Source organism: Citrobacter tructae (genome assembly GCF_004684345.1).
GTDB classification, from domain to species: domain Bacteria; phylum Pseudomonadota; class Gammaproteobacteria; order Enterobacterales; family Enterobacteriaceae; genus Citrobacter; species Citrobacter tructae.
The window spans coordinates 878,198-891,484 of record NZ_CP038469.1 but is presented as its reverse complement, the minus strand read 5'-3'; the positions used below and the strand labels follow the sequence as shown (position 1 = coordinate 891,484).

General features: G+C 48.9%; 13 protein-coding genes. 6 read left to right on the top strand and 7 right to left on the bottom strand.

What is annotated here, in order from left to right; genetic code table 11:
• Positions 1 to 3: 3 nt before the first annotated feature.
• The gene (locus E4Z61_RS04835) at positions 4 to 690 is read left to right on the top strand and encodes a GntR family transcriptional regulator (protein WP_135321783.1); all 687 of its coding nucleotides are present in this window, start codon (positions 4 to 6) and stop codon (positions 688 to 690) included.
• A gap of 192 nt (positions 691 to 882) precedes the next feature.
• On the top strand, positions 883 to 1,086 hold the full coding sequence (ydfZ, locus tag E4Z61_RS04830) for a putative selenium delivery protein YdfZ (RefSeq protein WP_135321782.1): 204 nt from the start codon (positions 883 to 885) through the stop codon (positions 1,084 to 1,086).
• A 76-nt stretch (positions 1,087 to 1,162) separates the two neighbouring features.
• Here the strand turns inward: ydfZ and E4Z61_RS04825 are convergent, their stop codons facing one another.
• The 6 genes from E4Z61_RS04825 to E4Z61_RS04800 all read right to left on the bottom strand — a co-directional run bounded on the left by E4Z61_RS04825 (position 1,163) and on the right by E4Z61_RS04800 (position 8,472).
• Positions 1,163 to 2,629: a mannitol dehydrogenase family protein gene (locus tag E4Z61_RS04825; protein WP_135321781.1), complete on the bottom strand. Its 1,467-nt coding sequence runs from the start codon at positions 2,627 to 2,629 to the stop codon at positions 1,163 to 1,165.
• 161 nt (positions 2,630 to 2,790) lie between these two features.
• Positions 2,791 to 4,125: an MFS transporter gene (locus E4Z61_RS04820; RefSeq protein ID WP_135321780.1), complete on the bottom strand. Its 1,335-nt coding sequence runs from the start codon at positions 4,123 to 4,125 to the stop codon at positions 2,791 to 2,793.
• Between the two features lie 232 nt (positions 4,126 to 4,357).
• Complete coding sequence (locus E4Z61_RS04815; RefSeq protein ID WP_135321779.1) at positions 4,358 to 5,737, bottom strand: MFS transporter; 1,380 nt, start codon at positions 5,735 to 5,737, stop codon at positions 4,358 to 4,360.
• 53 nt (positions 5,738 to 5,790) lie between these two features.
• Entirely contained in the window at positions 5,791 to 6,810 is a 1,020-nt protein-coding gene (locus tag E4Z61_RS04810; protein ID WP_135321778.1) for a Zn-dependent oxidoreductase, read from the bottom strand.
• 13 nt (positions 6,811 to 6,823) lie between these two features.
• Entirely contained in the window at positions 6,824 to 8,038 is a 1,215-nt protein-coding gene (gene rspA / locus E4Z61_RS04805; RefSeq protein WP_135321777.1) for a starvation-sensing protein RspA, read from the bottom strand.
• Between the two features lie 107 nt (positions 8,039 to 8,145).
• Entirely contained in the window at positions 8,146 to 8,472 is a 327-nt protein-coding gene (locus E4Z61_RS04800) for a YnfA family protein (RefSeq protein ID WP_135321776.1), read from the bottom strand.
• Between the two features lie 153 nt (positions 8,473 to 8,625).
• Between E4Z61_RS04800 and E4Z61_RS04795 the strand changes: the two genes are divergently transcribed.
• Positions 8,626 to 8,967, top strand: coding sequence for a DUF1283 family protein (locus E4Z61_RS04795; RefSeq protein WP_135321775.1), 342 nt, complete (start codon positions 8,626 to 8,628; stop codon positions 8,965 to 8,967).
• A gap of 37 nt (positions 8,968 to 9,004) precedes the next feature.
• The gene (speG, locus tag E4Z61_RS04790; RefSeq protein WP_135321774.1) at positions 9,005 to 9,565 is read left to right on the top strand and encodes a spermidine N1-acetyltransferase; all 561 of its coding nucleotides are present in this window, start codon (positions 9,005 to 9,007) and stop codon (positions 9,563 to 9,565) included.
• A gap of 5 nt (positions 9,566 to 9,570) precedes the next feature.
• Here speG and E4Z61_RS04785 read toward each other — a convergent pair whose 3' ends face one another.
• Positions 9,571 to 10,281 carry a YnfC family lipoprotein gene (locus E4Z61_RS04785; protein ID WP_135321773.1) on the bottom strand — a complete coding sequence of 237 codons (711 nt, stop codon included), beginning with the start codon at positions 10,279 to 10,281 and terminating at the stop codon, positions 9,571 to 9,573.
• A 103-nt stretch (positions 10,282 to 10,384) separates the two neighbouring features.
• Here E4Z61_RS04785 and E4Z61_RS04780 point away from each other — a divergent pair, with 103 nt between their 5' ends.
• On the top strand, positions 10,385 to 10,693 hold the full coding sequence (locus tag E4Z61_RS04780; protein WP_135321772.1) for a DUF1161 domain-containing protein: 309 nt from the start codon (positions 10,385 to 10,387) through the stop codon (positions 10,691 to 10,693).
• A 149-nt stretch (positions 10,694 to 10,842) separates the two neighbouring features.
• Positions 10,843 to 13,278, top strand: coding sequence for a selenate/tellurate reductase subunit YnfE (gene ynfE, locus E4Z61_RS04775; protein ID WP_135321771.1), 2,436 nt, complete (start codon positions 10,843 to 10,845; stop codon positions 13,276 to 13,278).
• Positions 13,279 to 13,287 lie beyond the last annotated feature (9 nt).

Sequence of the window (13,287 nt, the reverse complement as noted above, 5' to 3'; positions counted from 1 at the left end):
TGAATGACCGTAGAAACGCAGCTCAACCCTACACAGCCGGTAAATCAGCAGATCTACCGCATTCTTCGTCGCGACATCGTGCAGTGCCTGATTGCGCCCGGCACGCCGCTTTCGGAGAAAGAGGTTTCCGTCCGCTTTAATGTGTCACGCCAGCCGGTACGTGAAGCATTCATCAAACTCGCGGAGAACGGCCTGATTCAAATTCGTCCGCAACGCGGCAGCTATGTGAACAAGATCTCGCTGTCGCAAGTGCAAAATGGTTGTTTTGTTCGCCAGGCCATTGAATGCGCCGTCGCCCGGCGCGCCGCGTCGATGATCACTGACAATCAGTGTTACCAGCTTGAACAGAATCTGCATCAGCAGCGCATCGCCATTGAGCGTAAACAGATCAACGATTTTTTCCTGCTTGACGATGAATTTCACCAGAAGCTGGCGTTAATTGCCGATTGCCAGCTCGCATGGGACACCGTCGAGAATATTAAGGCGACCATCGACCGCGTTCGCTATATGAGTCTCGACCACATCTCCCCACCGGAAATGCTTCTTCGTCAGCATCACGATATTTTTGCCGCGTTGGAAAAGCATGACAGCGATGCCGTTGAGCGCGCGATGATGCTGCACCTGCAGGAAATCGGTGAGTCCGTTCAGCTGATTCGTCAGGAAAATAGCGACTGGTTTAGCGAAGATTAATCCCTCTCCCTCACCTCGTTTTGGGGTGAGTTTATGCGTCTTTTTTCTCCCCTTCAGATCCGCCCAAAAAAAGCTGTGATTTTGATCCAAAACAAAAAAAATCTTTAGCGAGAAGCGTATTTATATTGCGCCCGTTACGTGGGACTCAAAAGCCCACGGGCTTTGACGGTAAGTTGGAGAGGAGAAACCACCATGAAAACATACGATCGTAACCGTAACGCAATCACCACCGGCAGCCGTGTCATGATCAGTGATACCGGGATCACAGGCCGTATCAAGGCTATTGATTCCGAAGGCCTGACCGCTGAGCAAATTCGCCGCGGGAAAACAGTGGAAATCGAGGGTTGTGAAGGCAAATATGCCCCTCTCGAATTGATTCGTCTGGGTATGAACTGATTGGTGTGAGTGCCAGAAAACAACGCGCCATCTGGCTGTAGTATTAGCCGGATGGCGACATAAACACTTTACGCCACTACTTCAATTTTGCGGCATATTTCGCAACTGTCACCTTCGCCCCGTCAGCCAGCAACGCAAGATACGCTTCGGTGACTTTGGTTCTGAACAGTTTAACCTGCGGCAGTTCGCGCCCAAAGATAGCATCGATAGCCAACAGTGCCTTAACGCGATCTTCACCCTCTTTACTGCTCTGCACCGCGTTCTGGATAACCTGCAACAGCGGATCGCTGATCTCAATCGCCTCGCCCTGATCATCCACACCACCGACGTAACGCATCCAACCAGCCACAGCCAGCGCCAGCAAGTCGAAACGACTGTCGTGAACAAGATGCCAGCGCACGGAATCGAGCATACGCTGAGGGAGTTTTTGACTGCCGTCCATCGCAATCTGCCAGGTACGGTGACGCAGCGCCGGATTGCTGTAACGCTCAATCAACCGATCGGCATACTGCTGTAAATCAACGCCTTTCACTTTCAGTGTTGGGGCCTGCTCCTGCAACATCAGCGCGCGTGCAGCGCAACGGTAATTGTCGTCGCCCATACAATCGTTAATGTGCTGATATCCGGCCAGATAACCAAGGTACGCAAGGAAAGAGTGACTGCCGTTGAGCATACGCAGTTTCATTTCTTCGAACGGAATAACATCGGCCACCAGCTCGGCCCCTGCTTTTTCCCATTGTGGGCGACCGGCAACAAAGTTGTCTTCAATAACCCACTGGCGGAACGGTTCACACGCCACACCAGCCGGATCGCGCACACCGGTGAGCTGTTCAATTTTATCCAGCGTATCTGGCGTTACCGCAGGGACAATACGGTCAACCATGGTCGATGGGAAAGTCACATGATTCTCGATCCAGTCTGCCAGCTCAGCATCCACTGCGCGCGCGTAAGCGGTAACCACATTACGCATGACATGACCATTTTCAGGCATGTTGTCGCAGGACATCACGGTAAATGCGGCCAGACCAGCAGCTTTGCGGCGTGCAAGCGCTTCAACGATGACGCCCGGCGCAGATTTAGGCTGATGCGGATTTTGCAGGTCGGCGGCTATCATCGGACTTTCCAGCATCAGTTGCCCGGTCGCTGGAGAGTGGCAATATCCTTTCTCGGTAATGGTGAGTGAGACAATAGCCACCTGCGGTTCGCACAAAGCGGAAAAAACGGCCTCAAGACCATCAACCTGCGCATGCAGCGCGTTTTTAACTACGCCAACTACTCTCGCTGTCCAGGCACCTGCCGACATTTCCGCGACGGTATACAGATTATCCTGCTGTTTCAGATCGGCAATTTGTTGCTCACCACCAATCAAGTTAACTTCATAATAACCCCAGTCACTGCTGTGCTCAGCGGCCAGGATATCAGCGTAAACACCCTGATGCGCGCGGTGAAACGCACCAAATCCCAGATGAACAATACGCGGTACCAATTTGGAACGATCGTAGTCAGGAATTGCAGCCCTGGCTGCTAAGAGTTTGTTTTGCATGGTATGACCTACTTATCAATGAAATCAGGACCGTCTCAGAGTAACGCCTGTATGGTTGTATGTTTTGATATGCATTAAGCTTTTTAGTATTGGTATGACATCATTTGAAGATATATACCAAACTAGATAAGAGGGGGCGGCATTGAAGCCGCCAGCTCGTATTAGTGCTTTTGCCACTGCTGATATTCACGTTTAAGCCGCTGTGGTGCAGTTTCCGGCATCATCAGTAAACCTATTATGGAGATAACCCCCAAGACAATAACGTAAGTTGCAAGCCCATAATAATGCCCACCAGTGACCTGCAGAATCTTCACCGCGACTAAGCCAAGTATTCCACTACCAATCAGCGATCCCATCTGCCAAATCAAAGCGATACCGCTACAGCGAATATGCGTTGGAAACAGTTCTGGGAAATAAGAGGCCTGAGGTGCATAACACATGCTATGACCGACACTCAAAACCAGAATCATCACTAATTGAGTAAGCCAGAAACTATCCTGATTTATCGCAAGGAAGAATGGAATAATCATGATGACCTGAAGAAGTGCGCCAATAATATACACTGGCTTGCGCCCGATCCTGTCACACAACGCTCCCATCATGGGTATTGCAATAATTTCTATTATTACTGCAACAATCATTGTCTCCATCAAAATATTAGCATCAAGATTGTTTGCCTTACCGTAGGCTAAAACAATCACTGTAAACATCGCAAATGTGCAAGCTTCAATCAGTTTTGCGCATACTCCCTTGACGACAATCCCAGGAAAATCGCGAACAACCTCAACTAATGGACGGGACTCTTCAGCTTTAGTCTCTCTAATTTGAGCAAACACTGGAGATTCATCTATTTTTAAGCGGATAAACAGACCAACAATAACCAATAATAAGCTAAGCAAGAATGGTATGCGCCATCCGTAGTCCATCATCGCCTCAGGCGAGAGCGTGGCATTCAAAAAGGCAAAAAGTGCTAATGGCAAAAGGAAGCCAACGGGTGCACCGATTTGAACCCAGCTAGAGAAGAAACCACGGTGTTTGGGTTCAGAATATTCAGCAGTCATCAACACTGCGCCAGCCTGCTCTCCCCCAACCCCAAACCCTTGCAGTACGCGAATGAATATAAGCAGGGTTGGAGCCCAAATACCAATTTTTTCATAGGTCGGTAGCAACCCAATACAAAACGTCCCTAAGCCAACAATTAAGATAGTAATGACCAGTGCTTTTTTACGTCCCACCTTATCGCCAATATGACCGAATACAATTCCGCCTAATGGCCTTGCCAGAAAGCCGACTGCATAGGTTGCAAAAGCAGCAAGCGTACTAATTAATGGATCGTCACTCGGGAAAAATAGATGACCAAAAAAAAGTACGGCTGCTGTTCCGTACGCAAAAAAATCATAGTATTCAGCAGCAGTACCAATTGCTGATGCAGAGGCAACTCGACGAATAATAGGTTTATTACCTGCGCCATTTTTAATATCGACTGAACTAACCATAGGTTTTACCTTTTATAGGGTATTGGGTTAATCAACATCTTTAGTGCGTAAAAATTATTTTACCAGTATCACAACATGCCATCGACCAGGCACATTGGGCAAGTCAGCAAGGTCCATAAGAATAGGCATACACCGATTAGAGTTAATTTTTATATGACTGACGTGACACTATTTAAATTTACGTGCCAATATACAGTCAAAATGTTTCATCTCGACCATACCGCTTAACCCATTAACTTGCCTGAGTGACACCGGCACGCACCTTCTTGATTTTACTTACTTCTGCGGCATCTTCCAGAACGCTCAAATCGCGATCTTTTACTTCAGGCATCAGGAGAGCTGAAACTAATCCGATCAGAGAGTAAATGATGACCATTACCAAAATAGGCCACCAGGAATTGGTCATGTTGCAAAAAATACCGGCTAACACAGGACCAAAACCAACGGCAACTAACCCGCCAGCTTCTTTAGAAATCGCCATACGCGTAAATCGATTACGTGCGCCGAACATTTCAGCCATGGTGATGTTTTCGAGAGCAAATAATCCCAGCACCGCAAAGTTGTGGATCACAATCAGCGCGGTCATGATAACGCCAGGACTATACGAATTATCAACCACAATAGACAGCATTGGATATGCCAGAATAATTGCTGATATATTCAGGATAATATACGGCAAGCGACGACCGAATTTATCAGATAACCATCCAAGAAGCGGTATGGTAATAAACCCAATAACAGAACTTATCATCAACGCATCGGTAGGTATCGATTTATTAAATAATAACGTCTGTACCAGATAGCCTGCAAGGAATGTCTGAATTAAACCTGAATTACCCGCCTGACCAAAGCGCAATCCAGTTGCCAGCCAGAAAGACTTACTGGTGAACATTGCCCCCAGCGTATTCTCTGATGGGTCATTTAATGCAGGTGCATTTTCACCATCATTCACTTTCTCAAATACAGGGCTTACTTTGAGGTTCATTCGTAACCAGATGGCAAAAATCATCACCACCACGCTTGCCAGGAATGGAATACGCCAACCCCAGGCTAACAACTCCTCACGATCAAGAGCGAAGAACATCACCGCCCAGATAGCCGTTGCGCTGAGCGTACCGCAGTTTGTTCCCATAGCCACAAGGGAGGAAATAATGCCACGCTTTCCTTTAGGTGCGTACTCTGCAAGCATGGTTCCCGCGCCAGAAATTTCAGCGCCGGCCCCCAATCCCTGCACGATACGCAGCGTCACCAGCAACACTGGCGCAAAGATACCAATTTGCGCATAGGTCGGCAGTACGCCAATTAGCGTTGTACAGATCCCCATCATGGTGATGGTAATAAACAACACCTTTTTACGTCCGATGCTGTCACCCATTTTACCGAATATAAATGCCCCAACGATACGAGCAATATAACCGGCACCGTATGTACCCATCGCTAAAATGAGCGCCATCGCGGCTGATTGTTCCGGGAAAAATACCTCATGAAATACCAGTGCGGCACCCAAAGAATATAACTGAAAATCCATAAATTCGAGAGCTGTACCTAACCATCCAGAAATGGCGGCTCTCATCAAATCTTTCGTTGACCTTTCGTGTTTTTCTTGATTCATATTGGCAATCTCTAAGAGGTAAGATGCGTACCACTTACTCGCAGTAATTAATATTATTCAGCGAATGTGAGTAAAACTTTGCAGCAGTGCTGCTGATCTTTCTCAAACAATTCGATTGCGTCTGTAACGTGGTGATAGTCAAAAGTGTGTGTAATAAGTTTATTCGGGTCGATAAGTCCTTTAACCAGCCAATCAATGACTACCGGGAATTTATTCGCATTTAACCGCGACGAATAAATTGAAAGTTCTTTCCCTGTAATACCCTGCTGCACAATCTGGCAAGGATCGCTTGAGAATCCCATCAAAACAATCCGTGCGGCCGGTGATGCCAGCGTGATAGCCTCCTGTAATATGGATGGATGACAAGCTGCATCCACGATGATTGTGGGTTTTAACCCTTTCTCAGTCAGAAAATCCTGTAGTGATTGCTGGCCATTGTTAATGGTCCAGTCGGCGCCGCACTGTTTGGCCATCGCCAGACGTTCTTCGATCCTATCGGCAATAACCACCGTTTTCACGTTATAGACACGTTTAAGCGCCTGAACGGTCGTCAGCCCCATCGGTCCTGCACCGTAAATCAGCGCGATGTCGTTTTCTGTTGGTTTGACTTGCCCGGTCACGTTCGCTGCAATAGTGAAAGGCTCAACCATAACGGCATGCTCATCTTTCACTGAATCCGGGATCAGCCAGGCATTTTTTGCCGGTACAACGGCAAACTCGCTAAAACCGCCATCACGGTGAACCCCTAGTACCACCAACGATGTGCATACGTTAGGTTTACCGATTGAACAGGGATAACAGTGTCCGCAGCTGATCACCGGATCAACAGACACCCGCTCACCCAAACGTGAGCTATCAACACCCTCACCGACAGCATCAATAATGCCGAAAAACTCGTGGCCGATTACCCGTGGATATTTTGCGAATGGATTATGCCCACGATAAATATGGCTATCAGAACCACAAATTCCCGCCAGCTTAACCTTTACCCTCACTTCACCAGCAGCTGGCGTCGGATTTGCTCGCTCTTCAATAACCAGCGTATTCGCTTTTTCAATCACAATACTTTTCATAGCAAACCACTCCTTACCAGTTCCACAAGGTTCCATCTTCCAGACGCGCGACGGGCAGATAGGCCGGATCGTACGGGTATTTCGCTGCGAGTTTTTCGTCGAACTCAATACCCAGCCCCGGTTTGTCACCAGGGTGCATATAGCCGCTATCGAACGTCCAGTTATGCGGGAATACTTCCAGCATCTGCTCGGAATAGCCCATATATTCTTGTACACCGAAATTCGGCACCCACAGGTCAAAATGCAGCGCAGCAGCCATACAGACTGGCGACAGATCGGAAGGTCCATGAGAGCCGGTACGCACCTGGTACAACGACGCAAAATCGGCAATGCGACGCATGCCGGTGATGCCGCCCGCATGGGTAATGGTGGTGCGGATATAGTCGATCAGCTGTTCTTCAATCAGCTGTTTACAATCCCAGATGCTGTTAAAGACTTCCCCTACCGCAATCGGCGTCACCGTGTGCTGGCGAATCAGTCGGAAGCACTCCTGGTTTTCAGCTGGGGTCGGATCTTCCATCCAGAACAGGCGATACTCTTCGATGCTCTTACCAAAACGCGCAGCTTCAATCGGCGTCAGGCGGTGGTGCATGTCATGAAGAAGGTGTTCGTTAAAACCGAATTTATTACGGACAGCGTCAAACAACTGCGGGGTGAAATCGAGGTATTTTTCCGTCGACCACAGCTGCTCTTCCGGCCACTGTCCCTTGGTCGCGGGCTCATAAGCCAGCCCTTTGCCTTTCGACATCCCATAGGTGGTTTTCATACCAGGTACGCCACACTGGACGCGAATCGCTTTAAAACCCATCTCCTGATGGCGCGCGTAATCTTCCAGCACATCATCAATGGTACGACCGGTAGTGTGGCAGTAAACCATCACGCCTTCGCGGGATGCACCACCCAGCAGCTGGTAAAGCGGCATATTCGCGGCTTTCGCTTTGATATCCCACAGCGCCATATCGACAGCGGAAATCGCCGACATGGTAACCGGGCCACGACGCCAGTACGCACCTTTATAGAAGAACTGCCAGATGTCCTCAATGCGGTGTGCGTCACGGCCAATAAGCTGAGGACACACATGATCTCTCAGATAGGACGCAACAGATAACTCGCGTCCATTCAGCGTGGCGTCCCCTAAGCCCGTAATTCCGTCCTCAGTGGTGATTTTCAACGTAACGAAATTACGCCCCGGACAGGTGACAAAAACTTCAGCCCCTACAATCTTCATACTTTATTCCTTACATCTCTTTGTCTGATGCAGGAAACTTACCCAACTGAGCTACTACCATACAAGTATAATGATCAAAAAAACGCTAATCGATCACAAAAAAGGCGCTATGAGCGCCCCCATCCGGCCACGATAATCAGCATTCCACACAGCGCTACCAACGCCCCGGACCAGTCGTACAGGCTCAGTTTTACACCATCGACAAGGCGCAGCCACATGAGTGCGGTCACCACATAAACACCGCCATACGCCGCATATACGCGCCCGCTCGCGGCCGGATGCAGCGTCAGCAGCCAGACAAATAAGGCCAGTGACACGCCTGCCGGGAGAAGCAGCCAAGCCGTTGCGCCTCTCTTTAACCAGAGCCAGGGTAAAAAACAGCCGATGATTTCACATAGCGCTGTGATAAAAAAAAGTAAGGTAGTTTTAAGCATGGATAATATTCAGTGACGTTCGGTTGAAACATGATACGACAGAATGCGGTCAGTTTATCCATATCTGCCGGGCGGGTATGACCCGGAACAGGAATGGTGTAGAATTTAACCCTGTTTTATCGTTTTTTGCCTTTCTCATAAAAGGAATTCGCCATGAACAACACACTGAGCAAACGCCTGTGCCTGACGGCCATGCTTACGCTGGCGGCGGTTGTATACACCTCTTCCGCATTTGCTGAAACCAGTAAACTGGTCATTGAGTCCGGGGACAGCGCCCAAAGCCGTCAACAGGCCGCAATGGAAAAGGAACAGTGGAACGATACACGTAATTTGCGCCATAAGGTTAATACGCGTACCGAGAAAGAGTGGGACAAAGCTGACGTGGCCTTTGACAGCCGCGATAAGTGCGAACAGAGCGCCAACATTAATGCCTATTGGGAACCTAACACCTTGCGCTGTCTTGACCGCCGAACCGGTCGTACTGTCGCGCCATAATTTTTGTGCTCAATAAAGGAAATTGAAAGGATACGATATGACAAGCGCCCTCAGTGTTAAGCTGCGCCCGCTGGAGCGTGAAGATTTACGATTTGTTCATCAACTCGATAACAACGCTAGCGTGATGCGTTACTGGTTCGAAGAGCCGTATGAAGCGTTCGTTGAACTGTCAGACCTGTATGACAAGCATATTCATGACCAAAGCGAACGCCGCTTTGTGGTGGAGTGCAACGGCGAAAAAGCCGGTCTGGTGGAACTGGTAGAAATCAACCATGTGCACCGCCGGGCCGAATTTCAGATCATTATTTCGCCGGATTTCCAGGGTAAAGGTCTCGCCACGCGAGCGGCAAAGCTGGCGATGGATTACGGCTTCACCGTGCTCAATTTATATAAGCTGTACCTGATCGTCGATAAAGAAAATGAAAAAGCCATTCACATCTACCGCAAACTCGGTTTTATGGTGGAAGGCGAACTGATTCATGAGTTCTTTATTAACGGACAGTACCGTAACACTATCCGCATGTGTATTTTCCAGCACCAGTATCTGGCGGAACATAAAGCACCCGTTACTAACCTGTTGCAGCCTACCGCACAGTAAGACGGTTAGTAGTAATCAATGGTGTTTTTAATCGTGTAATGATGTTCAACTGCCGGCTTCGTGCTTTCATCAACGATAACAAGCTGGCAGTTGAGCGGATTCGCATAATCATCGTATTCACATGTTTGCTTAACATTCCCCAACGAACGATCGTTCAACATGCTCTCTGCCGTATAATCTAATTTTTTCAGCGGATCGACCGATGGTTTCGCCTTAACACGCAACGTATTGTCTTTACTGACGGTGGTTTTTCCCAGCGGATAACCCTCTGTGTCGTACCGGTACTGCACCGTCATTTCTTTACCCGTCGCCGAAACAACGAAGCCATTATCATCGGTGTCCCACACTACCCCGGCAGCAGGTAATTCAGCCAGCTGACATTTTCCCTGTAAACGGATCTTTTTTTCCAGCGTCTCGGCATCCAGGTAGTAATTGGCATCCAGCACTAACGCCATTCCGCTATTGCTCTCAATATCGTGCAACTCCAGCGTATCAAAACACCCTTCCTGAGAGAGTGTGCCGCTTACGCGCTTAGTCACTTCACCTTTGTCATTCAGCAGCGTTTGACTGAAATCCTTCACCGGGCCACGCAGGGGATCAAAATCGAATTCATTGGAGAAACTGGCCATTTCCGGTGTGAAGGAAACCAGCTTTTTGCCGTTATCACACCCAACTAACACGACGCACAGGAATCCTAACAGGGTCTGTTTCTTCACATTTTTCACCGGCATAGAGGGATAATTCTCAATCATATTAGCAAATACAGTTATTTACACCAGAAATGCTAATCTTAATGGATGTCTATCATGAAAGGAGTTGATGATGAAATTCTCTACAGGAATTGCTGCAAGTTTGCTAATAATTGCCTCCCAGCAAGTTCTGGCGGCACCTGCGTCGTGTGAAAGAGTCAGGAGCGATATTGAACAGCGTATTATTAATAATGGGGTGGCGGAATCCAGCTTCACCTTAAGTATCGTACCTAACGATCAGGCCGATCAGCCGGATTCTCTGGTCGTGGGACATTGTGCCAACGATACGCATAAAATCCTTTATGCTCGCACTAGCAGCGGTAACGCCCCCGCCAATAGCACGCCTTCTCAGGACGGTCACTCCGCCGAACCACAATAAACTTGCCCTCCGTTCGCGGAGGGTTATGCCAAGTTTGATATGCATTAATAATACCTCACCCCTAAATAGGTAAACTCACTCCATCATTAGCATGCTATTAATTTCGTTGCGAAAAATAATATATAGCGATAACTATAATGGAGTGGGTTATGTCTAAAGTTGAACAATATGGAGGTATTAGCCGTAGGACGTTAGTTAAGTCTTCGGCAATCGGTACGCTGGCACTTGCCGCAGGAGGCTTTTCATTGCCTTTTGGCGCGCGTGCGGCGGCGGCGGTACAACAGGCAATACAACCGAGAGAAGATAAAGTGGTTTGGGGCGCGTGCTCAGTCAACTGCGGCAGTCGCTGCGCGCTACAGCTCCACGTTAAGGATGACGAGGTTGTGTGGGTAGAAACCGACAACACTGGCGACGACATCTATGGTCAGCACCAGGTTCGCGCCTGCCTTCGCGGTCGTTCTATTCGTCGACGTATTAATCATCCCGATCGCCTTAATTATCCTATGAAGCGTGTGGGGAAACGCGGCGAGGGTAAATTCGAGCGCATAAGCTGGCAGGAAGCACTGGACACCATCAGTACCAGCCTAAAAGATACCGTCCAAAAATATGGAAACGAAGCGGTCTACATCAACTATACCTCCGGCATTGTTGGCGGCAACATTACACGCTCTTCCCCTTACGCCTCGCTGGTGGCGCGCTTGATGAACTGCTATGGCGGATTCCTCAGCCATTATGGGACGTACAGTACGGCCCAAATTGCAGCCGCAATGCCTTATACCTACGGCTCAAATGACGGCAATAGCACTTCAGACATCGAAAACACCAAACTGGTCGTCATGTTCGGCAATAACCCAGCCGAAACACGCATGAGCGGCGGCGGTATTACCTACTTCCTGGAACAAGCCCGGGAACGTTCAAATGCCCGAATGATCGTTATCGACCCTCGTTATACAGATACCGCAGCGGGTCGTGAAGATGAATGGATCCCAATTCGTCCGGGCACAGACGCCGCACTTGTGGCAGGAATTGCCTGGGTGCTGATTAACGAGAAACTTGTCGACCAACCGTTCCTCGACAAGTACTGCATAGGTTATGACGAAAACACCCTTCCCATCGACGCCCCCGCAAACGGACATTACAAAGCCTATATTTTGGGTGACGGCGATGATGGTATTGCGAAGACACCAGAATGGGCATCCCACATCACCGGGATCCCGGCCGAGCGCATTATAAAATTAGGCAGAGAGATCGGCAGTACCAAACCGGCGTACATCTGCCAGGGGTGGGGACCACAGCGCCAGGCAAACGGTGAATTGACTTCCCGGGCCATTGCCATGTTACCCATCCTGACCGGTAATGTGGGCATCAACGGTGGTAACAGCGGCGCACGTGAATCCACCTATACCATTACGATTGAGCGCATGCCGTTGCCCGATAACCCAATCAAGACGCAAATATCCTGTTTTAGCTGGACCGACGCTATCGCGCGCGGGACCGAGATGACCGCCATCCGGGACGGTGTGCGTGGTAAGGATAAACTCGACGTACCGATTAAATTTATCTGGAACTATGCGGGCAATACCATTACCAACCAGCATTCCGATATCAATAAAACGCACGAGATCCTGCAGGATGAGTCGAAATGCGAAATGATTGTGGTCATTGAGAATTTCATGACTTCCTCAGCCAAATATGCCGATATTCTGCTGCCCGATCTGATGACTGTTGAACAAGAAGACATTATCCCAAACGATTACGCCGGGAACATGGGATACCTGATCTTTATTCAACCCGCAACCTCTGCAAAATTCGAACGCAAACCCATCTACTGGATAATGAGCGAAGTTGCAAAACGTCTTGGTAATGACATCTATCAACGCTTTACCGAAGGACGTACGCAGGAGCAATGGCTACAGTATCTGTATGCCAAAATGCTGGCCAAAGACCCTATGCTCCCTTCTTATGACGAACTAAAAAAAATGGGGATTTATAAACGCAAAGATCCTAACGGGCACTACGTCGCCTACAAAAAATTCCGTGAAGACCCCGATGCCAATCCACTGAAAACGCCGTCAGGCAAGATTGAAATCTATTCCAGTCGACTGGCTAAAATTGCCAGTACCTGGGAGCTGCAAAAAGACGATGTCATTAGCCCACTGCCTGTCTATGCCTCGACATTTGAAGGTTGGGACGACCCCAAACGCAGTAGCTTCCCGTTGCAGCTTTTTGGATTCCACTACAAATCCCGAACCCACTCAAGCTACGGCAACATTGACGTTCTCCAGATGTCCTGTCGCCAGGAGGTCTGGATCAATCCGCTGGATGCGCAAAAACGCGGTATTGCCAATGGCGATATGGTACGGGTTTTTAACGATCGCGGCGAAGTGCGTATTCCCGCAAAAGTGACCCCTCGTATTCTCCCTGGCGTCAGCGCAATGGGCCAAGGAGCCTGGCACGATGCCGATATGTCTGGCGACAAAATTGACCATGGTGCATGTGTAAACACGCTGACCACCCAGCGTCCGTCGCCGTTAGCCAAAGGTAACCCGCAGCACACTAACCTGGTCGAGATTGAGAAGGTTTAAGGATTAACT

What these genes read in the sequence shown, in the direction of transcription:
- ydfZ (WP_135321782.1), top strand. Translation starts at nt 883, where the DNA reads ATGAAAACATACGATCGTAACCGTAACGCAATCACCACCGGCAGCCGT.
- E4Z61_RS04795 (WP_135321775.1), top strand. Translation starts at nt 8,626, where the DNA reads ATGAACAACACACTGAGCAAACGCCTGTGCCTGACGGCCATGCTTACG.
- E4Z61_RS04780 (WP_135321772.1), top strand. Translation starts at nt 10,385, where the DNA reads ATGATGAAATTCTCTACAGGAATTGCTGCAAGTTTGCTAATAATTGCC.
- E4Z61_RS04800 (WP_135321776.1), bottom strand. Translation starts at nt 8,472, where the DNA reads ATGCTTAAAACTACCTTACTTTTTTTTATCACAGCGCTATGTGAAATC.
- E4Z61_RS04820 (WP_135321780.1), bottom strand. Translation starts at nt 4,125, where the DNA reads ATGGTTAGTTCAGTCGATATTAAAAATGGCGCAGGTAATAAACCTATT.
- E4Z61_RS04825 (WP_135321781.1), bottom strand. Translation starts at nt 2,629, where the DNA reads ATGCAAAACAAACTCTTAGCAGCCAGGGCTGCAATTCCTGACTACGAT.
- E4Z61_RS04810 (WP_135321778.1), bottom strand. Translation starts at nt 6,810, where the DNA reads ATGAAAAGTATTGTGATTGAAAAAGCGAATACGCTGGTTATTGAAGAG.
- E4Z61_RS04815 (WP_135321779.1), bottom strand. Translation starts at nt 5,737, where the DNA reads ATGAATCAAGAAAAACACGAAAGGTCAACGAAAGATTTGATGAGAGCC.
- E4Z61_RS04835 (WP_135321783.1), top strand. Translation starts at nt 4, where the DNA reads ATGACCGTAGAAACGCAGCTCAACCCTACACAGCCGGTAAATCAGCAG.
- speG (WP_135321774.1), top strand. Translation starts at nt 9,005, where the DNA reads ATGACAAGCGCCCTCAGTGTTAAGCTGCGCCCGCTGGAGCGTGAAGAT.
- rspA (WP_135321777.1), bottom strand. Translation starts at nt 8,038, where the DNA reads ATGAAGATTGTAGGGGCTGAAGTTTTTGTCACCTGTCCGGGGCGTAAT.
- ynfE (WP_135321771.1), top strand. Translation starts at nt 10,843, where the DNA reads ATGTCTAAAGTTGAACAATATGGAGGTATTAGCCGTAGGACGTTAGTT.